Here is a 24,187-nt window from a genome sequence, read left to right as displayed (position 1 = left end):
CGCCCCGTCGCGACGACGACGGGGCGAACGTCGCCTGCCGCGGCAGCGAGTTCTCAGGCTCCGGACAGGTCCACCAGCCGGCGTGCGATCTCCTTGCCGCCCGCGTCCCCCGTCAGCACCGTGTAGTGGTTGACGTCCCGGACCTCCACCGGCGTCACCCGGGTGTCCCCGAGATCCGCCGCCGCCAGCCGGGCCTCGTCGTACAGGCCCTGCTCCTCGTCCATCAGTCCGCGCTGCGCCCACAGCAGCGTCGCCGGAACGGGCAGCTTCCGTACCGCGGTCAGCACCTCCTCGTCGAAGAGGCCGATGCCGTCGGTGCGCACCGCCTCGATCCGGCAGGTGGAGCGCATGGCGGGTTCGTCCCCGGTCAGATCGCGCTGGATGTACGCGTCCACCTCGTCCGACCAGGAATCCTGGAAGGCGGGGTGCGCCTGCCAGAACGAGCGGTACGCGGCCCGGTCGGCGAAGGTCATCGACAGCCGGTCCATCGCCGGGCCGATCACGGCGGTCATCAGCTCGTCCGGGGACAGGTGCGTGGGAGCGGGGAAGCCGATGCCGCCGTCGACCAGCAGCAGCGGCCCGAACCGCTCCGGGTGCCGCACGGCGGCCAGCGCCGCCACGAACGCGCCCATCGAATGGCCCGCCAGCACCACCCGGCCCGAGCCGAGCGCCGCGGCCACGGCGGCCACGTCGTCGGCGTGGGCCGCGATCCCGTAGGGACCGGGCAGCGCCGAACTCCCGGCCCGGCCGCGCAGATCCGGCGCGACCAGCGTGACGCGTCCGTCCAGCAGCCTCGCCACCGGCCCCCAGGACAGCGCGTTGGCGGTGATGCCGTGCAGGGCGACGACGACCGGCGCCCCGGGCTCCCGGGCGGGCCACCGCAATACCGCCAGCTCACCGCCGGCCACCGGGACTCGTACCTCTTCGTAAGCGATCACGGGCGTCCGTTCTCCTTCCGGGACACGAGGTCCACGGGCATCTGGGTCTCTCGTTCGGATCATGCCGGGTTCGCGGGGGCCGGTGCACGCCCGCCGCGTTGTCGTCAGCTGCCGGGGGCCGGTCCGCGGCGTGCCGCGGCCAGCCGGGACGGCAGCCGGGCCAGGCCGCCGGGCAGCAGGTGCACCACGGCCACGAACAGCACACCGAGCAGGAACAGCGGCTGGGAGAGCGGCACCCGCAGTACCGCGGGCAGGTCGGCGACCGCGCCCGATCCGGCCAGATCGCCGAGCCGGTGATCGGCCCAGGTGTAGAGGATGCCGCCGGCCATCGGCCCCCACCGGGTGCCGGATCCGCCCAGCACCACCATCACCAGCAGGGACAGGGTGAAGTCGGAGGTGGTCGTCTGCGGGGTCGAGCCACCGGTGAGCAGCAGATGCACCAGACCGCCCAGCGCGGCCAGGGCGCCCGCCAGGACGAAGGCGGTGAGCTTGAATCCGTACGGCTTCAGCCCCAGCACCTCCACCCGGCGCTCGTTCTCCTTGATGCCCTCCCAGACGCGTCCGGTGGGGGAGTTGACCGCCCGGTGGACGACGGCGAGGGTGAGGACCAGATAGGCGAGCGCCAGCCAGTAGAGGTTCGCGGTGTGCTCGATGCCCACGAGCCAGGACGGCAGCAGCTCGGCGGGGGCGGCCCGGCCCTCCTCGCCGCCGGTCAGACCGCCGGGGTTGCGGGAGACCAGGATCGATCCCGCCTGGGCGAACGCGAGCGTCACCATGGAGAAGCCGATGCCGGTGACCCGCAGGCTCACCGAGCCCAGGACCAGTGCGAGCACGATCCCGCAGCCGACGCCGAGCAGCGCGGACACGGCGAACGGGAGCCCCGCCTCCAGCAGGAGGGTGTTCGTGGCGTAGTTGCCCGCCGCGAAGTAGAGCGCGTGCCCGAAGGAGAGCAGCCCGGTGCGCCCCACCAGCAGGTCGTAGCCGGTCGCCAGCGCGCCGAACAGCAGGCAGGTGGCGAGCAGTTGCAGGCTTCCCGGGCTGCCCAGCGGGCCGTCCAGGAGTCCCGGCAGCGGCAGTGCGCTGAAGGGGGCGAGGGCCAGGACCAGCAGTGCGGCGGCGGGCCACCAGCGGCGCAGCAGCCGGGCGGTGTTCCCGGGGGGCCGTGCCGCCGTGCGGTCCTCGCCGGTGCGGTGGTGTGTCTCGGTGGCGGTGCTCACGCGAGCCTCCCGGTCAGTCCGCGCGGCCGTACGAGCAGCAGCGCGGCGAGCAGGACGACGACGGCCAGGTCGCCGAGGCCCGCTGCGGTGTAGTAGTTGGCGAACTGCTGGACGAGGCCGATGACGACGGACGCCACGGCGGCGCCGGTCACCGATCCCATGCCCCCGGTGACCACCACGACGAACGCGAAGATCAGCAGCGAGGTGCCCTGACGGGGGTCGACCGAGCCGAAGTACAGGCCGCTGAGCGCCCCGCCGAGAGCGGCCACGCAGCCGCCGATCGCGAAGACGAGCGTGAAGGCCTTCCGTACGTCGATGCCGAGCGCGGTGACCATCGCCCGGTCCTCGACCCCGGCCCGTACGACCAGACCGTGCCGGGTACGGCCCAGGAAGAGCCGCAGCGCCACGAGCACGACGAGGGCCGCCGCGACCAGGACCAGCCGGTTGACCGGCACCTGGGCGCCGAACAGGCCGAAGGTGCCGGACAGCGCCTTCGGGCCCGGGAAGGTCAGGGCGTCCGAACCCCAGATGCCCGACAGCAGGGCCGGGACGGCGAGCCCCACCCCGACCGTGGCGAGCACCTGCTCGCGCGGCCGGGTGTAGAGCGGGCGGACGACGGCGAGTTCCAGCAGCACGGCGGCCGCGGTGCCCACCGCCGTACCGAACAGGACCGCGAGGACGAAGCCGGCCCCGTCCGGACCGGCGCCGGGCAGATGGCCGGACGCCGCCCACCAGGTGCCGTACGCGCCGATGGACAGCAGCGCCCCGTGCGCGAAGTTCAGCACGTCCATCAGGCCGAAGATCAGTGAGAGTCCCGACGCGATCAGGAAGTAGAGGGCTCCCAGACCGAGTCCGGTCATGGTGAGCAGAACGACGGTGGACATCAGGAATCCGCCTCCACGGAAGGTGCTTGGGTGGCCGGGCCGTGTCCGACACCCAGCAGCCGCCGTGCCGTCTCCGCGTCGCCCAGCAGCTCGGCGGCCGGTCCCTGGTGGGCCGTCCGGCCGTCGGCGAGCACCGCACAGTGCTCGGCCAGGCGCCGTACGACGGCGAGGTTCTGCTCCACGAGCAGCACCGGCACCGCCTCGGCGGCCCGCTCCAGCACCTGGGCGACCTCGGTGACCACCTTGGGCGCCAGGCCCTTGGTGGGTTCGTCGGCGATGATCAGCCGGTTGCCATTGAGCAGGGTGCGGCCGATCGCCACCATCTGCTGCTGCCCGCCGGACAGCGTCCCCGCCAACTGCCGCTCGCGGCGCTTCAGTTCGGGGAACAGTTCATGGACGAGTCCGTAGGCGGGCCCGTCCGCGCCGCGCCGCTCGGCCAGCCGCAGGTTCTCCGCGACGGTCAGCCCGGCGAAGATGCCGCGGTCCTCGGGCGCGTAACCGATGCCGAGGCGCACCACGGTGTGGGTGGGCAGCGACACGGTCTCCTCGCCGTCCAGCCGTACGCTGCCGGTGCGCGGAACGAGGCCGAGCACGCCGCGCACGGTCGTTGTCTTCCCGGCGCCGTTGCGGCCGAGGAGCGCGGTCACTCCGTGCCGGGCGACATCCAGGTCGACGCCGTGCAGGATGTGCCGGCCGCCGATCAGGACCCGCAGGTCCCGTACGGCGAGCAGGGGCCCGGTGGTCACAGTCCCTCCCCGAGATAGGCCTGCTGGACGGTCGGGTCGGCGGTCACTGCCTCGGGGGTGTCCAGCGCCAGCAGCCTTCCGTGGTGCATCACGGCGAGGCGGTCGGCCAGCCCCAGCAGTACGTCCATGTGGTGCTCGACCATCAGGACGGTGCGGCCCTCGTCCCGGTGCAGGGTGCGGATCAGCTCGGTCAGCGCGGGGACCTCCTCCGCACTGACCCCGGCCATCGGCTCGTCGAGCAGCATCAACCGCGGCTCGCCCACCAGCAGCACCGCGAGCTCCAGCTTCCGCTTCTCGCCGTGCGACAGCTCGGCCGCGGTCGCCCGCGCCCGGTGGGCGAGACCGGTGCGCTCCAGCACGCCGTCCACCTCGGCGGTGTACCGGGAGGCCCGCCGCCACAGCCGGTAGGAGCCGCCCCGGGTCGCCTGGGCGGCCAGCCGGACGTGATCGGCCACGCTCATCGCCGGCCAGAGGCTGGACGTCTGGAACGTGCGGCCGATGCCGCGCCGCGCCCGTGCGTGTGCGGGGTCGGCCGTCATGTCCGTGCCGTCCAGTGCGATGGTGCCGGACGTGGCCGTGGTCAGCCCGCTGATCAGGTTGAACAGGGAGGTCTTGCCCGCCCCGTTGGGGCCGATGAAGGCCAGGAACTCGCCTTCGTGGACGCCGAGTGTGACGTCCTCGACGATCGTTGCCCCGCCGACGCCCCAGCCGAGACCGGTCAGTTGGAGCACCGGGGCGGTGCTCTGTGCCCCGGCCGTGCGCCGTGCGGTGATGTCCGCTGCAGCCACCGGTCAGCCCGCCGAGGGCTTCGCGGGCGGCGCCACCTTGTCCATCGGCGCGGTGGTCACCAGCTCCGGCCGGGCGCCGGCGCCCTTCCCCTTGAGCTTCGCGACGAACATCGGCTGCACCAGGGCGTGGTCCTCGGCGCGGATCTGCTCCTTGCCCTTCACCCCGTCGAAGCTCCAGCCCTCCAGGGCCTTCACCATGGCGGCGGTGTCGGTGGCGCCGCCCTTCTCGATCGCGCGCACCACCATCTGCGCGGCGGTGAAGCCGTCGGGGGTGAACAGGTCCGGGGTGCCGCCGGCCTTGGTGACCGAGTCGAGCATGGACTTCTCCACGGCGTTGCCGCCGCCCGCACCCGGGAAGTAGTGCGCCAGGAACGACACCTTGGAACCGGCGTTGCCGAAGACCGGGTACGAGGCCGTTCCGGCGAGGCCCGTGACGACCTTGCCCCCCTCCATGACGCCCTGCTGGTCCAGCGCGGTCCACAGCGCCGGCGCGGTCGAGCCGGCCCAGGCGACGAAGACCAGATCGGGCCCGCCCGCCTTCACCTGCCGGGCGAACGGGGTCAGGTCCGTGGCGCTGGGCGGAGCCAGTACGGAGCCGACCTTCGCGCCCCCGGCACCGAGGACGGCCTTCACGGCCGCGACATTGGCCTGGCCGAAGGTGGAGTCCTGGGCCAGCACCGTGACCTTCTTGCCCTTGGCCTCGCCGAGCATCGTCCCGGCGGTGAGGATGTCCTGGTAGGACTGCCGGCCGGAACGGAAGGTGTAGTCGTTGATGCCGGTCACGGCGTCGGTGGCGGCCGGGCCGCTGATGTAGAGCACCTTGTTCTGGGCGGCGAGCGGCGCCATCTGGAGGGCCACGCCGGAATCGGTGGTGCCGGCCAGCACCTTGTAGCCCTTGCCGATCAGGTTCTTGGCCGCGGAGACCGCCTTGCCCGGGTCGCCCGCGTCGTCCTGCTCGGTGACCTCGATGCGGTGCCCGGCCACCTTGCGGGTGCCCTTCGTGGCGTAGTCCAGGCCCGCCATGAATCCGTCGCGGTACTGCTTCCCGTAGTCCGCGAGGAGCCCGGTCCGGGAGTACACCAGACCCACCTTGACGGTGCCGTCCTTCGAGTCCCCGCCGGAGTCGCTCTCGCCCGCCTTCCCGGCGGCGGTGCACCCGGCCAGCACGAGACCGGCGGCGGCCAGCGCGGCGGCGGCGGTGGTGGAGAGGGATCTGCGGTGACGGGCGGTGCCCGTGGCTCTGAGACGCATGGTGACAGGCTCCTCGGCGTGTTCATGTGATGTCGCCGAACCGTATGAACACCGTGCCGCCGTCGACATGGTGCAGGACACCCCACCTGGCGCGGTGCGCATGTGGGGGCCGCACATGGGGCCTGGACCTGTCCGGAGCAGAAGGCCGCGCCGGGGAACCGGATCGTACGGTTCCTCCGGCGCGGCCCGGCACTGGGTGCGTGCGTCGTGGGCGGTGGCCCGTCAGCCGCCGATGGCCTGGACCGTGGCCACGGTCATGCCGAGCACGGCGAACGCGATGCCGACCCAGCCCATCACGATGCCGGCGACCGCCTGGCCGCGACCGCCGCCCTCGCCGCGGTCGGCCATGCGCTTGGCCGAGATGCCGAGGCACAGCGCGATGATCGGCAGGATGATCGGGATGAGCACCAGGCCGAGGATGCCGAGAACCATCGAGGCGGTCGCCTTGCCGCTGGGCAGCGGGGCGCCACCGGGGTACCCGTAGCCGGCCGGCGGCTGGGCGCCGTAGCCCGGTCCGTCCGGGGCCTGCGTCCCGTTCGCGCCGCCTGCGATGCCTGATTGGTCAGCCATGTCTTCCTCTCCGTCGATGCTGGTCATGGCCATGATAAGGAGCGGCTTGTGGCTCTTTCGGTCAGAACGGTGAGGGGAATGTGATGAACACGCCACGGAGCGGGGTCCGCCGTGTTAAGACGCGTTCTGCCTCGCCGCGTCCGGTTTCGGTACGGCGATCAGCCGGCACACCGTGTCGATGTCGATCTTCACCTGGGCGATCGACGCCCGCCCCGACAGCCAGGTGATCAGCGCCGAGTGCCAGGTGTGTTCGATGACCCGGACCGCGGACAGCTGCTCCGGCGTCGGATGCTCCAGCCCCATCGCGTCCAGGATGATCGCCGTCGTGATCCGCGAGACGGTGTCCACCTCCGGGTTGACGCTGCGGTCCGCGAAGGTCAGTGCCCGCACCATCGCGTCCGCCAGGTGCGGCTCGCGCTGGAGCGCGCGGAACGCCCGCATCAGGGTGTCGGCGACGCGCTGCGCCGGGTCCTGGCCGGCCGGCGGGCGCTTGTGCAGGGTCGTGTGCATGTGCTGGAGCTGGTCCTGCATGGTGGCGACCAGCAGATGGATCTTGGACGGGAAGTAGCGGTACAGCGTGCCCAGGGCGACCCCGGCCTCCTCCGCGACCTCACGCATCTGCACCGCCTCGAAGCCGCCCCGGCCGGCGAGCTGGGCGCTGGCGTGCAGGATGCGGCGGCGACGGGCCTCCTGCCGTTCGGTCAGGGGCGGCGATGCCGGCTTGGCTTCCGCTGTCATGTGTCCCCATCCATGGCTTCTGTCCGCGACCGGCGGGAGGCGCTCGGTCTCCCGGGGGCGCACAGCATGCCAGCGTGCCCGGTGGTGGCGCGAATCACCTGATCCGGCCGTTGCACCGACGCTACCTGCCGGTAGATTCGTAGCTCATTGAACGATCCAGTCTGAAACTTGTTCTAGATTAGCGTGAGCGGTTACGCTCCGGCGAACACGCAGCGAGAAGGGGGCCGAGTGTGACCGCTGAGGCCATAGAATCGGGCCCCCGTACGGGCGGCGACCCGTCCGGCAGCGCCGACGACCGACCGTTGCGCATCGCACTCCTCACCTACAAGGGCAATCCTTTCTGCGGCGGCCAGGGCGTCTACGTACGCCACCTCGCCCGCGAGCTCGCCCGGCTCGGCCACAGCGTCGAGGTGATCGGTGCCCAGCCCTATCCGGTGCTCGACGAGGGCGTCCCGCTCACCGAACTGCCGAGCCTGGACCTCTACCGCCAGCCCGACCCGTTCCGCACCCCGAAGCGCGGCGAGTACCGGGACTGGATCGACGCCGCCGAGGTCGCCACCATGTGGACCGGCGGCTTCCCGGAACCGCTCACCTTCAGCCTGCGCGCCCGGCGCCATCTCGCCGCCCGGCGCGGCGAGTTCGACGTCATCCACGACAACCAGACCCTCGGCTACGGCCTGTTGGCGGACCTCGGCGCCCCGCTCGTCACCACGATCCACCACCCCATCACCGTCGACCGGCAGTTGGACCTGGACGCCGCCGAGACCCGCCGTCGGCGCGCCTCCGTACGCCGCTGGTACGGCTTCACCCGCATGCAGAAGCGGGTCGCGCGCCGGCTGCCCTCGGTGCTGACCGTCTCCGGCTCCTCCAAGCAGGAGATCGTCGACCACCTCGGGGTACGCCAGGACCGCATCCACGTCGTGCACATCGGCGCGGACACCGATCTCTGGTCGCCGGACCCGTCGGTCGCCGAGGTGCCCGGCAGGATCGTCACCACCTCCAGCGCCGACGTACCGCTGAAGGGCCTCGTCCACCTCGTCGACGCGCTCGCCAAGCTCCGCGCCGGAAACCCCGACGCGCACCTCGTGGTCGTCGGCAAGCGGGCCGAGGACGGACCGGTCGCCCAGGCCATCGAGCGCCACGGCCTCCAAGGCGCCGTCGAGTTCGTCAAGGGCATCAGCGACGCCGAACTCGTCGACCTGGTGCGCGGCGCCCAGATCGCCTGCGTCCCCTCGCTGTACGAGGGCTTCTCGCTGCCCGCAGCCGAGGCCATGGCCACCGGCACCCCCCTCGTCGCCACCACCGGCGGCGCGATCCCCGAGGTCGCGGGCCCGGACGGCGAGACCTGCCTGGCCGTCCCGCCCGCCGACGCCGGGGCCCTGGCCGACGCCCTCGCCCGGCTGCTCGGCGACCCGGAGCTGCGCGCCCGGCTCGGCGCCGCGGGCCGCGAGCGGGTGCTCTCCCGCTTCACCTGGAAGCAGGCCGCCATCGGCACCGCCGCCCTCTACCGCGAGGCGATCGCCGCCCGGTCCGGTGTCACGCCGGGCCGGCGTCGTTGACCCCGCCGCCCGTCCCCGTCGTTCCCGCCCCCTGACCCTCGACCGCGAAAGCAGGCATTCGTGCTGACCGTGGACTTCACCCGCTTCCCGCTCGCCGCAGGTGACCGAGTGCTCGACCTGGGCTGCGGCGCCGGACGCCACGCCTTCGAGTGCTACCGGCGCGGCGCCCAGGTCGTGGCCCTCGACCAGAACGGCGAGGAGATCCGCGAGGTCGCGAAGTGGTTCGCCGCGATGAAGGAGGCCGGCGAGGCCCCCGAGGGCGCCACCGCCACCGCGATGGAGGGCGACGCGCTCAACCTGCCGTTCCCCGACGGGTCCTTCGACGTCGTGATCATCTCCGAGGTCATGGAGCACATCCCCGACGACAAGGGCGTCCTCGCCGAGATGGTCCGGGTCCTCAAGCCCGGCGGCCGGATCGCGATCACCGTGCCGCGCTACGGCCCCGAGAAGGTCTGCTGGACGCTCTCCGACGCCTACCACGAGGTCGAGGGCGGCCACATCCGCATCTACAAGGCCGACGAACTGCTCGCCAAGATCCGCGGCGCCGGCCTCAAGCCGTACGGCACCCACCACGCCCACGCCCTGCACTCGCCCTACTGGTGGCTCAAGTGCGCCTTCGGAGTGGGCCGCGACGGCAAGGACGCAGCGCTGCCGGTCCGCGCGTACCACAAGCTGCTGGTCTGGGACATCATGAAGAAGCCGATGGCCACCCGGGTCGCCGAGCAGCTGCTCAACCCGGTCGTCGGCAAGAGCTTCGTGGCGTACGCGACCAAGCCGCACCTGCCCGTGGCCGCGGCCGAGGACCTCGCCGAGGCCGAGGCGTGACCGTTCCCGAGCAGACCGAACACCTCGTACTGCCCGGAGTCCTCACCGCCGAGCAGGCCGCCGAGACCGTCGCCGCCCTCCTCGCCGTGCAGCGCGAGGACGGCGCCCTGCCCTGGTTCCGCGGTCACCACCTCGACCCGTGGGACCACACCGAGGCCGCCATGGCACTCGACGCGGCGGGCGAGCACGCCGCCGCGGAACGCGCGTACGACTGGCTGGCCCGCCACCAGAACGAGGACGGCTCCTGGTACGCCGCGTACCACGACGGAGACCCGGACCGGCCGACCGACCGCTCGCTGGAGACCAACTTCTGCGCGTACGTGGCCGTCGGCGTCTGGCACCACTACCTCGCCACCGGCGACGACGCCTTCGTCGACCGGATGTGGCCGACCGTCTTCGCCGCCGTCGAATTCGTGCTGCGGCTCCAGCGGCCCGGTGGCCAGATCGGCTGGAAGCGCGAGGCCGACAGAACCCCCGTCGACGACGCGCTGCTGACCGGCTGCTCCTCCATCCACCAGGCGCTGCGCTGCGCGCTCGCCATCGCCGAACGGCGTGAGGAGCCGCAGCCCGACTGGGAGTTGGCGACGGGCGCACTGAGCCACGCGATCCGCAAGCACCCGGAACGCTTCCTGGACAAGAGCCGCTACTCGATGGACTGGTACTACCCGGTCCTCGGCGGCGCGCTCACCGGCACGGCCGCCAAGGAGCGGATCGAGGAGGGCTGGGACCGCTTCGTGGTACCCGGCCTCGGGGTGCGCTGCGTGCTGCCCAACCCGTGGGTGACCGGTGGCGAGAGCTGCGAACTCGCCCTGGCACTCTGGGTGATGGGCGAGTCCGACCGGGCGCTGGAGATCCTCCAGTCCATCCAGCACCTGCGCGCCGAGGGCGGCTTGTACTGGACCGGGTACGTCTTCGAGGGCGACCGGGCCTTCTGGCCCCAGGAGCTCACCACCTGGACGGCCGGGTCGCTGCTGCTCGCCGTGGCCGCACTCGGCGGCGACGAGGCGACCACGGCGGTCTTCGGCGGCGAACACCTGCCGCGCGGGCTGGAGCCGGACTGCTGCCGTTAGGCCGTGTTCCGAAAGCCCCGCCTGGTCGGGGGCGTCCGGCACGCACGCTCGCGTTGTCGGTCGTCGGCGCTGCCCGCTGCGTTCTCCTCCCTCCGCCTAGCGATCGCACGCACCGGACGCCCCCGACCCCGCCCTCCGGGCGGGCGACGCTGCTTTCGAAACACGCCCCCGCGGCTGACCGGCAGCGATAGCCCCGGACGGCGTTTCCCGAGTGGCACGCCGTCCAGGGCCGGGCGAACCTTACCGAGAGTGGCCGCAATCGTCACTCGTCGTAGAGATCGCCTCGATCTTCCCGGCCAGGGAGGCCCGCCGTGCCCAGATCCGCCGTGACCGGTTCCGGACCGCTCCGCCGTCTGCTCGTCCCGCTGCTGCTGTGCTGCGCCCTGGTCGTGGGTGCTACCGGGTGCGGCGGGGGCGACGGCAACAGCGCGAGCAGCACCGCGTCGCCGAGCGGTACGTCGTCGGTCGAGGCGCAGAAGTTCGCCAAGGCGCGGTTCGTCGCCAACGCCGGGCTCGCCGCAGGTGCGACCTACCAGTGGATCGTGAAGCCGTACCGGGAGGGCAAGTTCAAGAAGGGCGCGGACGGGCGGACACTCGCCCTCGTCAAGGCCGGGCTCGCGGGCGCCTTCACCTACAACCGGCTGAAGGCGGCGGTCGCCAACGCCAAGGGCGATCCGCTGTTGTCCAAGGCGGTGGCGCCGCTCGCGGCGGGCATCGAAGCGCTCAAGGGGCTCGGCGAGAAGCTCCGCAAAGGCGAAGTGAGCGCGGGCGACATCGGTCTCTTCGAGAGCGTGATCAACGGCATCAAGTCGGCCGGCAGCAGCGCCGGCGCCGAGGTGAAGGAGAAGGTGCCCAGCGCCTCCCAACTCGGCGGGTAGTCAGTGGGGTTCGGCCCGTGATCGAACTAGGGTGCGTAGCATGAGCCGACTCACGCACGACCGCTACTGCGACGAGATCATCGCCCGCACCGACGCGTTGCGGGCCGCGATCCGTGGCGCGGACCTCGATGCCACCGTCCCGACCTGCCCCGACTGGACCCTGCGCGAGCTCGCCCTCCACGTCGGCAGGGCCCACCGCTGGGTCGGCGAGATCGTTCGGACCCGCGCCACGGAGATGGTCCCGCCGGAGCAGGTACCGCAGAACGCCCCCGGGAGCGACGACCCGGCCGCGCTCGACGCCTGGCTGAAGGAGGGCGCGGCGCGGACCGTCGAGGCGCTGCGGGCCCCGGGGCCGGACGAGGAGGTGTGGTCCTGGGCCTGGGAGCGGAGCACGGGCTTCTGGGCGCGCCGGATGGCACACGAGACGATCGTCCACCACGCCGACGCGGCGCTCACCGCGGGCACCGGGTACGAGGTGGCGCCGGAGCTGGCCGCCGACACCATCGAGGAGTGGCTGGAGATCGTCGCCTTCGTCCGGGCCGTGGGCGACGAGCGTGCCGCCGGGCTGACCGGGGCCGGGCGCTCCATCCATCTGCACGCCACGGACGCACCGGACGCCGAGTGGCTGATCGAGTTCGGCGAGGACGGCTTCGCCTGGCGCAACGCCCACGAGAAGGCATCCGTGGCGCTGCGCGGCCCGCTCACCGACGTCATGCTGGTCTTCAACCGGCGCCTGGCACCGGACAGCGACCGGGTCGAGGTGCTCGGGGACGCGGAGCTGCTGGACTTCTGGCTGGAGCGCGCCGTGTTCGGCTGACCGGTCACCCGGTGCCGTTGTGCGGGCGGGGCCGGGCTGAGCGAAGCTGGAGAGGAGAGCACTGTCCGGCGGCCCCGTGGAGGTGCCGATGGAGCCCGTCCGCGCCCTGGAACGAATCGCCTTCCTGCTCGAACGCGGCGGGGCCGACACCTACCGTGTGCACGCGTTCCGCACCGCCGCCGACGCGGTGGCCGCGATGCCGGACGGCGAGGCCGCCCGGCGCGCGGCGGCCGGTTCGCTGGAGGCGGTCAAGGGCATCGGGCCGAAGACCGCGCAGGTCGTCCGGGAGGCGGTGGCCGGGGAAGTGCCCGGCTATCTGGAACGCCTGGAGGAGGAGGCCGCCGCCCGCCCCGCCGAGGGCGGCGAGCGCCTCCTCGCCCTCCAGCGCGGCGACTGCCATCTGCACTCCGACTGGTCGGACGGCGGCAGCCCCGTCGAGGCGATGGGCCGCACCGCCGCGGAGCTGGGCCACGAGTGGGCGGCCCTCACCGACCACTCGCCCCGGCTGACCGTGGCGAACGGCCTCTCCCCGGACCGGCTGCGCCGCCAGCTGGACGCGGTCGCCGAGCTCAACGAGCGGTGGGCGCCGTTCCGGCTGCTCACCGGCATCGAGTGCGACATCCTCCCCGACGGCTCCCTCGACCAGGAGGACGAGCTGCTGGAGCGGCTGGACATCGTGGTGGTCTCCGCCCACTCCGAGCTGCGGATGGACCCGGCCCCGATGACGAGACGCCTGGTCGCGGCCGTCCGCCACCCGCGGGCCGACATCCTCGGGCACTGCACGGGGCGGCTGCTCGCGGATCGCAGGCGCCCGGAGTCCCGCTTCGACGCGGACGAGGTCTTCGCGGCATGCGCGGAGGCCGGCACCGCGGTGGAGATCAACAGCCGCCCGGAACGGCTCGACCCGCCCCGGCGCCTGCTCAGCCGCGCCGTCGCGGCGGGCACCCTCTTCGCCATCGACACCGACGCCCACGCACCCGGACAGCTGGACTGGCAGATCCACGGCTGCGCCCGCGCCGAGGAGTGCCGGGTCCCGGCGGAACGCGTCGTCACCACGTGGCCGGCCGACCGGCTCCTGACCTGGTCGCAGCAGGGCACGATCCCGGAGCGGGCCCGCTCCGGGGCGGACGGGGCCGTCGGCGCAGCCCCGGGACAGGAGCGGTGAAGCCATGACGGCCACAAGCGTGCGAGGCATCGACCACATCGGGGTCACCGTGCCCGACCTGGAGACCGCGACCCTCTTCCTCGCGAGGGCCTTCGGCGCCGAGGTGCTCTACGACACCCTGCGCCGCCAGGACGGACCGAACGGCGGACGCGATGTCGAGCAGCGGCTCGGCGTCCCGGCGGGCACCCAGCAGCTGGCGATCAGGATGCTGGCGCTCCCCGGCGGCGGCCCGGGCATCGAGCTGTGCGAGTTCGAGGGCCCCCGCCGCGAACCCCCGGCGCGGCCCTGCGACTTCGGCTGGCAGCATGTGGCGCTGTACGCCGACGACTTGGACGCGGCCGTACGGGACTGCGTGGCCGCGGGCGCCTCGCTGCTCGCCGAGGCGCAGCCGCTGCCGGGCCCCGAGGCGGGGGAGCACAACCGCTTCGCGTATCTGCGCACCCCGTGGGGCAGCACCCTGCAACTTCTGACGTACCCCGACCCCCAGCCCTGGCAGCGCACCACATCACGACGGAGCACCCGGTCGGCCGGCACCGGCACCTGGCCCATCGACCCGGCCCGCCCGGGCGCGGTGCCGGGGCATGCGGGCCCGGTGTGATCCAGACGAGAGGCCTTGTGCCGCCTTCCCCTTGCCGGTCGTTCTCAGTTGAGCTCCGCGAGCACCCGCAGGGTGTGCGGGTCCGGTGCTGTCACCAGCAGATCGGTGACCGGCCCCTTGCGCCACAACTCCAGCCGCTCCGCGATCCGTTCGCGTGGGCCGACGAGCGAGATCTCGTCCGCGAACGCGTCGGGCACCGCGAGCACCGCCTCCTGTTTGCGCCCTTCGAGGAAGAGCCGCTGGATCCGCCGGGCCTCCTCCTCGAAACCCATCCGCGCCATCAGATCGGCATGGAAATTGCGGGCCGCGTGGCCCATCCCCCCGATGTAGAAGCCGAGCATCGCCTTCACCGGCAGCAGCCCCTCGGCGACGTCGTCGCAGACCCGCGCACGGGCCATCGGCGCGATCATGAACCCGTCGGGGAGGTCGGTGAGCGAGGCCTCGTACACATCGGTGCGCATCGGTGACCAGTACAGCGGCAGCCAGCCGTCGGCGATCCTCGTCGTCTGCGCGATGTTCTTCGGCCCCTCCGCCCCGAGCAGCACCGGCAGCCGCGACCGCAGCGGGTGGGTGATCGGCTTCAGCGGCTTGCCCAGGCCGGTGGCGTCCGGACCGTGGTACGGATGGGAGTGGAACCGGCCGTCCAGCTCGACGGGGGCCTCGCGGCGGAGCACCTGGCGGATGACGTCGACGTACTCCCGGGTCGCCGTCAGCGGGCTGCCGGGGAACGGCCGCCCGTACCAGCCCTCCACCACCTGCGGCCCGGACAGCCCGAGGCCGAGCATCATCCGGCCGCCCGAGAGATGGTCCAGGGTGAGGGCGTGCATGGCGGTCGCGGTCGGGGTGCGCGCCGCCATCTGCGCGATGCCGGTGCCCAGCCGGATCCGGGAGGTCTGGGCGGCGATCCAGGTCAGCGGGGTGAACGCGTCCGAGCCCCAGGCCTCCGCCGTCCACACCGACGCGTACCCCAGCGCCTCGGCCTGCCTGGCGAGCTCCAGATGGGCGGGGTCCGGGCCGCGGCCCCAGTACCCGAGCGCGAGTCCGAGTCGCATCTCCGCCACCTCCCAGTATTTCTGACGTAGCGTCAGTTACGTGACGCATGACGGAGGGTACGACAGCGGCCCCCCGCCCGGAAGGGCGGAGGGCCGCTGTCGTACTGCCGTGGGGTGCGGGGTCAGCCGCGCTGGATGCCCGTGGTGTCCTGGAGCACACCGCGACGGCCGTCCTGGGTCTGGGCGATCAGACCCGGACCGCGCTGCTCCACCGCGAGGTACCAGGTACCGGGCGCCAGCTCGGCGATCGGCGACGGCGAACCGTCCTCCCCGTACAGCGGGCGGGCCACCGGCACCGCGAACCAGAACGGCGTGAAGTCGCCGGTCGGCGCACCCGTGGCGGGAGCCTGCTGGGCCCCGGCCTGCGGCTCCGGCCGACCGGGCTGCGGCTGGCCGCCGTAGGGCTGCTGCTGACCCGGCTGGCCCCCGTACGAAGGCTGCTGGGCGCCGGGGTAGCCGTACCCCTGGCCGGGCTGCGGCTGACCGCCGTACGGCTGCTGCACGCCCCTCGGGCCCGAGGGGCTCACCAGCGGGGCCTTCAGTGCGGGGACCAGCGGGGTGGCGACCGCGCCGCCCGCGAGCACGATCGTGGCCAGCAGGCCGAGGATCATTCCGGCGCCCGCGTCGCCGGCGTCGATGGTCGTCCAGAAGGACGTCCACACCGCGAAGACACTGAAAGCGGCACCGAATTGACCGAGGTCGAAGCCGACGACCTTGCGGCCCGGGGTGGCGCGGCCGACGATGATCAGCGCCGCTCCGATGATTCCGGCCAGGTAGACGCTCATCAGGAGCGCGAGCGAGTCCCAGGCGTTCGGGGCGTTGAAGTCGGAGCAGTTGATGCCCGCAGGGCAGTCGAAACCGGAGAGGTCGAGGAAAGAGGCGATGAACAGCACGACCGCTGCTCCGATCACCACGCCGTCGCCTCGAGTGAGGGAGCGGATATTCACGTGAAGGTCCTTAGTCGGTCGTCTCGTCGGGGCGGTCGTCGCTGCCGCCTGCACGGGTGCGGCGGGCACGGCACGAAGCTCGGGGGGCGGCCCCCCATCGTACGGATGAATCTATCGTCTGCCCGGTCGGGTTGTGTCCCCGCCGGGACGCCGGACGCACATCCCCCCAATTTCGCCTCAGAACTACCCCTTGAGGTAGCTGCTGATGCCGTCGGCAATGCCCTGTGCCGCCTTCTGACGCCAGGCCGCGCTGGTGAGCAGGGCGGCGTCCTTCGGATCACGCATATTGCCGCATTCGATGAACACTTTGGGCACGGTCGACAAATTAAGTCCGCCCAGGTCCTTACGAACGTCCAATCCGGTATTGCCGCCGACGTAATTGGAAGGCGCACTTCCGGTAGCCCGGACGAATAGCCCCGCGATCCGGGTGCCGAGGTCGCGCGAGGGCTCGACGATCTTCGAGGTGTCCGCCGCCCCGCCCCGCACCGGCCCGGGGAGGATCACATGGAATCCGCGGTTGCCGACCGCGGAGCCGTCCGCGTGCACCGACACCACCGCGTCGGCCCGCGCCTGGTTGCCGATCCGGGCCCGCTCGTCCACACACGGCCCGTACGGGCGGTCGTTGTCGTACGTCAGCACGACCTTCGCGCCCTGCGCCTGGAGCAGGGCGCGCAGCCGGTGCGACACATCGAGGGTGAACCGGGCCTCCGCGTAACCGGAGTTGGTGGACGTCCCGGTGGTGTCGCACTCCTTGTGCGTGGTGCCGATGTCCACCTGGCGGTTGATCTCGCCGGTGTGCAGATGGTTGTTCGGGTTGTGCCCGGGGTCGATGACGACGGTCTTGCCGGACAGCGGCCCGGTGGCCCCGCCGCCCGCGGGCTTCGACGGCTTCTCGGAGGGTGCGTGGGATGCGGATGTCTTCGTCTTCTCCGGCACCGGGGCGCTCTTCGACGGCGGCGGCGCGGAGGTACCGCTGCCGCCCTGCCGGGGCTCGGCCCGCGTCCCGCCGCCGACGTCGCCCGCGCCGCAGCCCGCGGCACTCAGGCACACGGTCGCGAGCGCGGTGGCGGCGAGCAGGGACCGGCGGCGCCGGGTGGGGGGAACACTCTCGTCGTACGGCACCACGCGATGCTATCCGGGCCTCGGGCGGCCCGCCTCAGATCGCCGTCCCCGCGCCCGTCCGCCGCAGCACCCGCAGCGAGTCCGTCACCGAGACCTCGGTGAACGCACCGGATTCCAGTGCCCGCAGATAGACGCGGTACGGCGCCTGGCCGCCGTGCGCGGGGTCCGGGAAGACGTCGTGGATCACCAGCAGCCCGCCCTCGGCGACATGCGGCGCCCAGCCCTCGTAGTCGCCGTTCGCGTGCTCGTCGGTGTGCCCCCCGTCGATGAAGACGAAGCCGAGCTTCCCGCCCCAGACCGCCGCGATCTGCGGGGACCGTCCCACCAGCGCCACGACGTGCTCCTCCAGGCCCGCCGCATGCAGGGTCCGGCGGAAGGTCGGCAGGGTGTCCATCCGGCCGACCTCCGGGTCCACCACGGTCGGGTCGTGGTACTCCCAGCCGGGCTGCTGCTCCTCGCTGCCGCGGTGATGGTCGACGGTGAGGGCCGTCACACCGGCCGCCCGCGCCACATCGGCGAGCAGGATCGTGGAGCGCCCGCAGTACGTGCCGACCTCCAGGATCGGCAGCCCCAGCGCGGCGGCCTCGGTGGCGGCCGCGTACAGCGCGAGTCCTTCGGCCACCGGCATGAAGCCCTTGGCGGCCTGGAAGGAGGCGAGAATCGCGGGCTCGGGCTCGACGGCGGACTCGGCAGGCACGGGTTCCTCCTGGTGGGGACGGTGATGAGCGGTACGCGTTCGACGGCGCCCCATCGTGCCGTACGCGCCCGCCGGTGGTCTCGGCGGGGGCGCGGCCGACGCCTGGCCCCGGCGAAATTCTCTGACCGGAGTCAGAGGATGAGCGAACTCACGGCAAACCGGACCGAAACGATCACCTGGTGATGGAGGCCCGGCGCGACGTGGCGCCGGGCCTCGCGACGAGACGAGGAGCACCGGCACGATGCTGCGAACCTCCGCAGGCGCATGAGTGCCGAGCGTATTTCTGCTCCAGTAGCTTTCCCCGGGAGCGGTAACTTGCCAACGCCCCCTGAGGGCTGTCCCGTGATCGACGCCGCGCGCTGATCCACCGGGGACCACGGGACAACCCTCAGGAAGGGCCAGTTGCCGCAGAGCAGAACAACCGGAGGATCACGCATGCCCCGAGAAGCTCCGTACCTCGCGGTGGCCGATGTGCTGCGTGCACGGATTCTCGCGGGAGAGTGGGGGATCGGGGAGCGCCTGCCGTCCCGGGTACGGCTCGCCGAGGGGTACGGGGTCGGGCGCAACGTGGTGCAGAGGGCCATGGACCGATTGATCGCCGAGGGTCTCCTCGAAGGACGCGCCGGCTCAGGCACCTACGTCCGCGTCCCGCGCGAGCGCCTGCGGCTGGTGCGCTCGCGGCACCGGGACCGCGGGTACGGCTCCTCCTGCTCGGAGGAGGAGCGGGGCCGGGCCGACGCCTGGGATTCACACAGCCAGGTGCGTGTCCCCGCTCCTGAAGAAGTCGCCGAGCGGCTCGGCATCAGCCCCGGAGACCTCTGCGTCAACACGCATTACGAATTTCTCGCCGACGGGCAACCCGTCCAGCTCTCCGACTCCTGGGAGCCGATGGCCATCACGGACGGAACGCCGATCGTGCTGCCCGAGAAGGGGCCCCTGGCGGGAAAGGGGGTGGTCGAGCGCATGCACTCCATCGGTGTGGTCATCTCGACCGTGGTCGAGGTTCCGCGCCCGGCTCGTGCCACCCCGGCACAGGCGAACCTGCTGGGAATCAGCACGGGGGACCTCGTGCTCCAGATCGAGCGCACCATCTACGACAGCGACGGACGCCCGGTGGAAACCGCCGACATGGTCATTCCCGACGCGCGTCGGGAAGTGGTCTACGAGTTCGGAGCCGACCGTCCGTAGCTGTCGAAGCGATCAGAGCAATTTCTCACTTCCGGCGGCAGGAGAGACGCATGTCGAAAACTTCCCGGCTCGGACTTCTGGGGGACCGGGACTTCGGGCGCTTGTTCGCTGCCACCGCGCTCGGCCAGCTGGGCGACCGCGTCATCTTTCTGGCGCTGCCTCTGGTCGCCATCAGGGCATTGAACGCCGATGAGTTCCAGGTCGGGTTACTGGCCGCGATGACCACCGCAGGCTCGCTCCTGGTCGGACTGCCGGCAGGCGCGTGGGTGGACCGCATGCGGAAGCGATCGGTGATGATCAGCACTGATTTCGTTCGCGCGCTGGTCCTCCTGACGATACCGGTCGCATGGTGGGCCGACCGGCTCACCATCTGGTGGCTCTGCACAGTCGCCCTGCTTCATGGCGTGCTGACTGTCTTCTTCGATGTCGCGTACGTCAGCTATCTTCCGCACTTGGTGGGACGCGACAATCTCATGGAAGGAAACTCGAAGCTGTCGGCAATGCGCTCGGTGACCAGTATCGGTGGACCGACGATGGCAGGGCCGCTGATCGGTCTGGTCGGAGCCCCTGCGACGCTCTTGGTGAGTTCGGCAGGGATGGCCATGTCGGGGATGCTCGCGGTCACTGTCCAAAAGCGCGAGCAGAAGCCGGAACCAAGTGAGCGTCATCAACTGGGTCGAGAGATCAAGGAGGGATTGAAGTTCGTTCTGAAACACCCCACCCTGCGGGCGATCATGCTCGGGGATGCGGTGTTCAACCTTTTTCTGGTCATGTATCAAAGCATGTTGCTGATCTTTTTGGAGCGGGAGTTGGGTCTCCAGCCCTTCGGCAGCGGCCTCATCCTGTCGGGAATGGGGTGTGGTGCCTTGCTGGGCGCACTGCTGGCGACCACGGTCTCCAAGAGGGTCGGGCAAGGTCGGGTCATCTGGCTGGCATCACTGGTCACTTGTCCGTTGACCGTCCTCATGCCATTGGCGCGACCGGGTTGGAGCGTCTGTGCGGCTGCGATCGGACTCGCGGCTCTTTCGCTGGGCGGAGTGGTCCGCGTCGTGTCCCAGTCGAGCTTCCAACAGGCCATGACACCGGATCGGCTGCTGGGCCGGATGAGCGCAACGACTCGCTTCGTGTCCTGGGGCGGCATTCCCCTCGGTGGGCTTCTGGGCGGAGCCTCGGGCTCTGTCTTCGGAGCAACGGGCACCTTGTGGGTCGGTGCGGCCGGTATGACTTTGAGCGTCCTCCCCACCTTCCTGTCACCGCTTCGGACCATGCGCACATTGCCCACCACAGTCTCTGCGTGAGGGGCCGACACGGACAGGCCCCCGAGTCCTCGACGCGGACAACGGGACAGTGCCGGCTCCGGGCGCGACGACGTACGCCCCCGCCGAACGCGGAACGTGCTCGGCGGGGGCGTACGAGGGGTGAGCCCGGGTCGGGGCGCCCCCGGCGGGGCTGCGATGTGGTGGTCAGCAGCTCTGCCAGAGTCGGGTCATGACGCGGACGCCGAAGCGCAGGCCCTCCAGCGGGACGCGCTCGTCCACGCCGTGGAACAGCCGGCCGTAGTCCAGGTCGTGCGGGAGCTTGAGGCCCTTGAAGCCGAAGCAGCGGATACCGAGGTGGGTGAAGGCCTTGGCGTCGGTGCCGCCCGGGTTGCAGTACGGGACGGGGTGGCCGTCCGGGTCCTCGGCGCGCACGGCCTCGCACATGGCGTCGACCAGCGGGCCGTCGAACGTGGTCTCCAGCGCGATGTCGTGGTTGACCCACTCGCGGCTGACCGAGGGGAGCAGCAGCCTGTCGATCGTGTCGATCAGCTCCTGCTCGTGGCCGGGCAGGAAGCGGCCGTCCACCCGGGCGGTCGCCTTCCCGGGGATGACGTTGGTCTGGTAGCCGGCGTCGAACATGGTGGGGTTCGCGGAGTTGCGGAGCACCACCTGCATGAAGTCGGAGACCGGGCCCAGCTTCGCGAGGCTGCCCTCGACGTCGTTCTCGTCGAACTCGACACCGTAGAGGCGGGCCGCCTCCTCCAGCAGGGCGCGGACCGGTTCGATCAGCCGGATCGGGAAGGTCTCGCGGCCGATGCGGGTGAGCGACTCGGCGAGGTCGGTGACCGCGTTCTCGTCGTTGGGGGACGAGCCGTGGCCGGCCCGGCCGGTCGCGGTGAGCTCCATCCAGGCCATGCCGCGCTGGGCGTTCTCGATCGGGTAGAGGCGGCGGGTGTCGTCGATGGCGAAGGAGAAGCCGCCGCCCTCGCCGATCGCCTCGGTGACCCCGGCGAACAGCTCCGGGCGGTGCTCGACCAGCCAGTGGGCGCCGAACTTCCCGCCCGCCTCCTCGTCGGCGAGGAAGGCGAGGACCAGGTCGCGCGAGGGCCGGGTGCCGGTGCGGGCGAAGTGGCGGGCGGTGGCCAGCATGACGGCCACCGTGTCCTTCATGTCGATCGCGCCGCGGCCCCAGAGGTAGCCGTCGCGGATCTCGCCGGAGAACGGCGGGACCTGCCACTCGGAGGCGTCGGCGGGGACCACGTCCAGATGGCCGTGGACCAGCAGGGCACCGCGCTCCGGGGCGGCGCCGGCGATCCGGGCGATGACATTGGCGCGGCCCGGGGCGGACTCGACCAGCTCGGACTCGATGCCCACCTCGGCGAGGCGGCCCACCACCCAGTCGGCGCTCGCCCGCTCGTTGCTGGTGGGGTTGGAGGTGTCGAACCTGATCAGTTCGGCGCAGAGTCCGATGACTTCCTCCTGGGCCTCGGCGGAGGCCGGAACGAAGGAGGCGGAGGGGTCGGCGGTGGTCATGCTGCTCCCACAGGGGTTGTCGCGCGGGCGGCGGGGGCGGCGGCGTCCTCGTCGTCCAGGGTGGAGGTGCCGTACGGCTTCACCCAGCCCAGCAGGCCGAGGACGCTGTACAGGATGAAGGCGGTGGCCAGGGAGTTCAGGGCCGGAATGCCGCCGTCGTAGAACTTGCCGACGCAGAACGCCACGATCCAGATGGCGATGGACATCGGCACCCAGGTGGGCGAGGAGCTCGGCAGGGTCTCGGACTCACGGGTGTCGTCCAGCGGCTTGCGCATCCGCTTCACGACCCAGTACTCGGCCACGATGATGCCGCCGATGGGCGGGATCGCGACGCCGAGGACGGAGAGGAACTCGGTGAAGTGGGTCATGATCCCGACCGCGGACAGGACCGTGCCCGCGATGCCGAGGACGATCGTGACCGCACCGCGGTGCAGCCGCTTGCCGAAGACGACCTGGAAGAAGTTGACGACGCCGAGCGAGGAGCCGTACAGGTTCCAGTCGTTGATCTTGGCGGTGGACATCAGGACCACGATGACGCCGAAGACGCCGGAGGTGGAGAGCACGATGTGCGAGACCTCGCTGCTCTTCACCAGGTGGCCCAGGAGCACACCGGTCATGCCGACGATGTACTCGGAGAGGATCATCGACGAGGCGCTCTGCACGAAGACGTGCGAGCCCTTCTTGTTGTACCGGGTCATCTCCGGGGCCACGATCGCACCGGTCATGAAGCCGCCCGCGATGGCGGTGGCCGCGACGGCGAGCGGGATCGCCTCACCGGGGGGCGGCGAGTGGATCAGATCGCTGATCGAGTGGTCCTTCAGCGTCGAGACGACCGACCAGGCGACCATCGCGAAGAAGAGCGGCGTCACGATCTTGGCGAAGACGGCCATGTACTTGAAGCCGAAGATCACCAGCGCGGTGATGGCGATGCCGGCCAGGACGCACCACAGCCAGGACGGGCCGCCGACCAGCGCCGAGACGCTGTTGCCGAAGATCGTGTTCTGGACGCCGAACCAGCCGACCAGGCTGACCGCGATGACGAAGCTGACCAGCGCCGAGCCGTTGCGGCCGAAACCGACCCAGCGGGTCAGCATCGGGGTCGCCAGGCCCTCGCGCATACCGGCCAGACCGATCGCGAAGATCACGACCTCCAGGATCACCGCGCCGAGCGTGAAGGCGAGGAAGGCATCCCCGAAGGTCATGCCGACACCGATGGTGGCGCCGAGGGTGAACTGCGAGATCGAGCCGGACTGGGCCAGCCACTGGAGCAGCATCGACCAGAAGCCGAACCGCTTGTCGCGCGGGACGCGGGACAGCGAGTAGTCGTCGCTGCCGATGGCCTTGGCCTCGTGGGCCACGGCCCCGGCCTGTGGGTTGGCTGCCATCAGGACTCCTGGGGTGTACGGCCGAAGGTCTGCAGGTGTGCAAGCGACCCGTAGCGGTTGACGAGGTTGTCGAACTCCACCGCGTCGTGGAAGTCCAGTTGACCGCTGCCGTAGGCCTTGGCGACCTCCACGGCGTAGCGGGCGGCGGACGCGATGTCCGCCTCGTGGCTCGCGCCCGTACCGCAGCCCGGCACCGCGGCGGCCGAGGTGATGGCCAGGCCGACGACCGGGGCGGCCGTCGCGGTGGAGGGCTGCAGGATCGAATTGATGTGGTGTGCACCGTTACCGTACGGGGTGATGTCCTGCGTGGTCACGGGGTACGTGACCAACGGCTCACCGGTCACCACGGCCAGCAGTTCGCCCAGCGGTTCGCTGACCCGGAGCACCCAGCCCTCCTTGACGGTGGGCGACAGGGCGAGGCCCTTGTGGTTGATGATCCGGTTGCCCTTGGTGGTGTCGATGGAGAGCACGGCCTCCATCTCGCCGGTCACCTCGTGGCGGTTCATGGTGGCGATGTCCACGGGCGAGCCCATGAACGGAACCGGGTCGTGCGGCTCGGTCGGCGCGTCCGGGCAGATGTGGGTGGCGACGATCACATCGCCGGGCAGCACGTCGCCGCGGCGGCGCATGTCGAGCAGCTTGGCGGCGGTGGCGATCGCCGAGACGGCGCCGTCGGCGTCGGAGACCAGGCCGGTCACCTCGGGCCGGGCGCCGATGCCGCCGAGCCGGCCCACCACGCCCAGCGTGCGGGCGCTGCCACCGGACGTACGTCCGTGGGAGCCGGGGATACGGACCATCACGAAGTCCGTCGAACCCTGCTCACCGGCGACCGTGGTGACCTTCGCGGACGAGCCCTCGGTCCCGCTCACGGAGTCGAGGTACTCGACGACCGTCTTGCCATTGACCTGGGGATCGTCCAACAGATCGACGATGTCCAGCACGTACTTCAACATGGGGGGC

The 24,187-nt window shown here is 71.5% G+C and carries 24 protein-coding genes; 9 read left to right on the top strand and 15 right to left on the bottom strand.

Annotated features, from left to right (window positions below):
• Positions 1 to 53: 53 nt before the first annotated feature.
• The 8 genes from ACWCQ6_RS23250 to ACWCQ6_RS23215 form a co-directional block, all read right to left on the bottom strand.
• Positions 54 to 938 (bottom strand): alpha/beta hydrolase, encoded by an 885-nt coding sequence (locus ACWCQ6_RS23250; protein WP_451092072.1) that lies wholly within the window; start codon positions 936 to 938, stop codon positions 54 to 56.
• A 104-nt stretch (positions 939 to 1,042) separates the two neighbouring features.
• Complete coding sequence (locus ACWCQ6_RS23245; RefSeq protein ID WP_451092070.1) at positions 1,043 to 2,155, bottom strand: branched-chain amino acid ABC transporter permease; 1,113 nt, start codon at positions 2,153 to 2,155, stop codon at positions 1,043 to 1,045.
• Positions 2,152 to 3,039 carry a branched-chain amino acid ABC transporter permease gene (locus ACWCQ6_RS23240; protein ID WP_451092068.1) on the bottom strand — a complete coding sequence of 296 codons (888 nt, stop codon included), beginning with the start codon at positions 3,037 to 3,039 and terminating at the stop codon, positions 2,152 to 2,154. Before ACWCQ6_RS23240 ends, ACWCQ6_RS23245 begins: the two co-directional genes overlap by 4 nt.
• Entirely contained in the window at positions 3,039 to 3,785 is a 747-nt protein-coding gene (locus tag ACWCQ6_RS23235; protein WP_451092066.1) for an ABC transporter ATP-binding protein, read from the bottom strand. Before ACWCQ6_RS23235 ends, ACWCQ6_RS23240 begins: the two co-directional genes overlap by 1 nt.
• Positions 3,782 to 4,573, bottom strand: a complete 792-nt coding sequence (locus ACWCQ6_RS23230) for an ABC transporter ATP-binding protein (protein WP_451092064.1) — start codon at positions 4,571 to 4,573, stop codon at positions 3,782 to 3,784. Before ACWCQ6_RS23230 ends, ACWCQ6_RS23235 begins: the two co-directional genes overlap by 4 nt.
• Before the next feature lie 3 nt (positions 4,574 to 4,576).
• Entirely contained in the window at positions 4,577 to 5,824 is a 1,248-nt protein-coding gene (locus ACWCQ6_RS23225; protein ID WP_451092062.1) for a substrate-binding domain-containing protein, read from the bottom strand.
• A 222-nt stretch (positions 5,825 to 6,046) separates the two neighbouring features.
• Entirely contained in the window at positions 6,047 to 6,394 is a 348-nt protein-coding gene (locus ACWCQ6_RS23220) for a DUF4190 domain-containing protein (RefSeq protein WP_451092060.1), read from the bottom strand.
• A 114-nt stretch (positions 6,395 to 6,508) separates the two neighbouring features.
• Complete coding sequence (locus tag ACWCQ6_RS23215) at positions 6,509 to 7,132, bottom strand: TetR family transcriptional regulator (RefSeq protein WP_451092058.1); 624 nt, start codon at positions 7,130 to 7,132, stop codon at positions 6,509 to 6,511.
• Between the two features lie 230 nt (positions 7,133 to 7,362).
• Between ACWCQ6_RS23215 and ACWCQ6_RS23210 the strand changes: the two genes are divergently transcribed.
• From ACWCQ6_RS23210 to ACWCQ6_RS23180, 7 genes are all read left to right on the top strand, one after another.
• Positions 7,363 to 8,691, top strand: coding sequence for a glycosyltransferase family 4 protein (locus tag ACWCQ6_RS23210; RefSeq protein WP_451092056.1), 1,329 nt, complete (start codon positions 7,363 to 7,365; stop codon positions 8,689 to 8,691).
• Positions 8,692 to 8,751: 60 nt separating this feature from the next.
• Entirely contained in the window at positions 8,752 to 9,516 is a 765-nt protein-coding gene (locus ACWCQ6_RS23205) for a class I SAM-dependent methyltransferase (protein ID WP_451092054.1), read from the top strand.
• Positions 9,513 to 10,586, top strand: a complete 1,074-nt coding sequence (locus ACWCQ6_RS23200) for a prenyltransferase (protein WP_451092052.1) — start codon at positions 9,513 to 9,515, stop codon at positions 10,584 to 10,586. Before ACWCQ6_RS23205 ends, ACWCQ6_RS23200 begins: the two co-directional genes overlap by 4 nt.
• A 311-nt stretch (positions 10,587 to 10,897) precedes the next feature.
• Positions 10,898 to 11,464, top strand: a complete 567-nt coding sequence (locus tag ACWCQ6_RS23195; RefSeq protein ID WP_451092050.1) for a hypothetical protein — start codon at positions 10,898 to 10,900, stop codon at positions 11,462 to 11,464.
• A 40-nt stretch (positions 11,465 to 11,504) separates the two neighbouring features.
• A complete protein-coding gene (locus ACWCQ6_RS23190) occupies positions 11,505 to 12,281 on the top strand; it encodes a maleylpyruvate isomerase family mycothiol-dependent enzyme (protein ID WP_451092048.1) in 777 nt (258 codons plus the stop codon).
• A gap of 88 nt (positions 12,282 to 12,369) precedes the next feature.
• Positions 12,370 to 13,446, top strand: a complete 1,077-nt coding sequence (locus ACWCQ6_RS23185; RefSeq protein WP_451092046.1) for a PHP domain-containing protein — start codon at positions 12,370 to 12,372, stop codon at positions 13,444 to 13,446.
• A gap of 4 nt (positions 13,447 to 13,450) precedes the next feature.
• Positions 13,451 to 14,044, top strand: coding sequence for a VOC family protein (locus tag ACWCQ6_RS23180; RefSeq protein WP_451092044.1), 594 nt, complete (start codon positions 13,451 to 13,453; stop codon positions 14,042 to 14,044).
• Between the two features lie 44 nt (positions 14,045 to 14,088).
• On the opposite strand, the gene ACWCQ6_RS23175 is transcribed toward ACWCQ6_RS23180, so the two are convergent.
• The 4 genes from ACWCQ6_RS23175 to ACWCQ6_RS23160 form a co-directional block, all read right to left on the bottom strand.
• Entirely contained in the window at positions 14,089 to 15,096 is a 1,008-nt protein-coding gene (locus ACWCQ6_RS23175) for an LLM class F420-dependent oxidoreductase (protein ID WP_451092042.1), read from the bottom strand.
• A 122-nt stretch (positions 15,097 to 15,218) separates the two neighbouring features.
• The gene (locus tag ACWCQ6_RS23170) at positions 15,219 to 16,043 is read right to left on the bottom strand and encodes a DUF5336 domain-containing protein (RefSeq protein ID WP_451092040.1); all 825 of its coding nucleotides are present in this window, start codon (positions 16,041 to 16,043) and stop codon (positions 15,219 to 15,221) included.
• 183 nt (positions 16,044 to 16,226) lie between these two features.
• Positions 16,227 to 17,165 (bottom strand): N-acetylmuramoyl-L-alanine amidase, encoded by a 939-nt coding sequence (locus tag ACWCQ6_RS23165; RefSeq protein WP_451092038.1) that lies wholly within the window; start codon positions 17,163 to 17,165, stop codon positions 16,227 to 16,229.
• 34 nt (positions 17,166 to 17,199) lie between these two features.
• Entirely contained in the window at positions 17,200 to 17,862 is a 663-nt protein-coding gene (locus ACWCQ6_RS23160) for a class I SAM-dependent methyltransferase (RefSeq protein ID WP_451092036.1), read from the bottom strand.
• A 435-nt stretch (positions 17,863 to 18,297) separates the two neighbouring features.
• On the opposite strand from ACWCQ6_RS23160, the gene ACWCQ6_RS23155 reads away from it, so the two are divergent.
• A complete protein-coding gene (locus tag ACWCQ6_RS23155; protein WP_451092034.1) occupies positions 18,298 to 19,050 on the top strand; it encodes a GntR family transcriptional regulator in 753 nt (250 codons plus the stop codon).
• 50 nt (positions 19,051 to 19,100) lie between these two features.
• Entirely contained in the window at positions 19,101 to 20,348 is a 1,248-nt protein-coding gene (locus ACWCQ6_RS23150; protein WP_451092032.1) for an MFS transporter, read from the top strand.
• 165 nt (positions 20,349 to 20,513) lie between these two features.
• Here the strand turns inward: ACWCQ6_RS23150 and ACWCQ6_RS23145 are convergent, their stop codons facing one another.
• From ACWCQ6_RS23145 to ACWCQ6_RS23135, 3 genes are read right to left on the bottom strand one after another with little or no spacing between them, the layout of a single operon-like run.
• Entirely contained in the window at positions 20,514 to 21,842 is a 1,329-nt protein-coding gene (locus tag ACWCQ6_RS23145) for a M20/M25/M40 family metallo-hydrolase (RefSeq protein WP_451092030.1), read from the bottom strand.
• Positions 21,839 to 23,227, bottom strand: a complete 1,389-nt coding sequence (locus tag ACWCQ6_RS23140; RefSeq protein WP_451092028.1) for a cytosine permease — start codon at positions 23,225 to 23,227, stop codon at positions 21,839 to 21,841. Before ACWCQ6_RS23140 ends, ACWCQ6_RS23145 begins: the two co-directional genes overlap by 4 nt.
• Positions 23,227 to 24,180: a DUF1177 domain-containing protein gene (locus ACWCQ6_RS23135; RefSeq protein ID WP_451092026.1), complete on the bottom strand. Its 954-nt coding sequence runs from the start codon at positions 24,178 to 24,180 to the stop codon at positions 23,227 to 23,229. The genes ACWCQ6_RS23140 and ACWCQ6_RS23135 overlap by 1 nt, the downstream gene beginning before the upstream one ends.
• Positions 24,181 to 24,187 lie beyond the last annotated feature (7 nt).

Source organism: Streptomyces sp. NPDC001880, assembly GCF_053594575.1.
Note: the sequence above shows the minus strand (reverse complement) of the source record. Positions and strands in the feature narration are given on the sequence as shown.

Bases quoted from the DNA above. Each gene is read 5' to 3' on its own strand.
- ACWCQ6_RS23240 (WP_451092068.1), bottom strand. From the start codon at position 3,039: ATGTCCACCGTCGTTCTGCTCACCATGACCGGACTCGGTCTGGGAGCC.
- ACWCQ6_RS23225 (WP_451092062.1), bottom strand. From the start codon at position 5,824: ATGCGTCTCAGAGCCACGGGCACCGCCCGTCACCGCAGATCCCTCTCC.
- ACWCQ6_RS23220 (WP_451092060.1), bottom strand. From the start codon at position 6,394: ATGGCTGACCAATCAGGCATCGCAGGCGGCGCGAACGGGACGCAGGCC.
- ACWCQ6_RS23215 (WP_451092058.1), bottom strand. From the start codon at position 7,132: ATGACAGCGGAAGCCAAGCCGGCATCGCCGCCCCTGACCGAACGGCAG.
- ACWCQ6_RS23190 (WP_451092048.1), top strand. From the start codon at position 11,505: ATGAGCCGACTCACGCACGACCGCTACTGCGACGAGATCATCGCCCGC.
- ACWCQ6_RS23185 (WP_451092046.1), top strand. From the start codon at position 12,370: ATGGAGCCCGTCCGCGCCCTGGAACGAATCGCCTTCCTGCTCGAACGC.
- ACWCQ6_RS23180 (WP_451092044.1), top strand. From the start codon at position 13,451: ATGACGGCCACAAGCGTGCGAGGCATCGACCACATCGGGGTCACCGTG.
- ACWCQ6_RS23175 (WP_451092042.1), bottom strand. From the start codon at position 15,096: ATGCGACTCGGACTCGCGCTCGGGTACTGGGGCCGCGGCCCGGACCCC.
- ACWCQ6_RS23155 (WP_451092034.1), top strand. From the start codon at position 18,298: ATGCCCCGAGAAGCTCCGTACCTCGCGGTGGCCGATGTGCTGCGTGCA.
- ACWCQ6_RS23150 (WP_451092032.1), top strand. From the start codon at position 19,101: ATGTCGAAAACTTCCCGGCTCGGACTTCTGGGGGACCGGGACTTCGGG.
- ACWCQ6_RS23145 (WP_451092030.1), bottom strand. From the start codon at position 21,842: ATGACCACCGCCGACCCCTCCGCCTCCTTCGTTCCGGCCTCCGCCGAG.
- ACWCQ6_RS23140 (WP_451092028.1), bottom strand. From the start codon at position 23,227: ATGGCAGCCAACCCACAGGCCGGGGCCGTGGCCCACGAGGCCAAGGCC.
- ACWCQ6_RS23135 (WP_451092026.1), bottom strand. From the start codon at position 24,180: ATGTTGAAGTACGTGCTGGACATCGTCGATCTGTTGGACGATCCCCAG.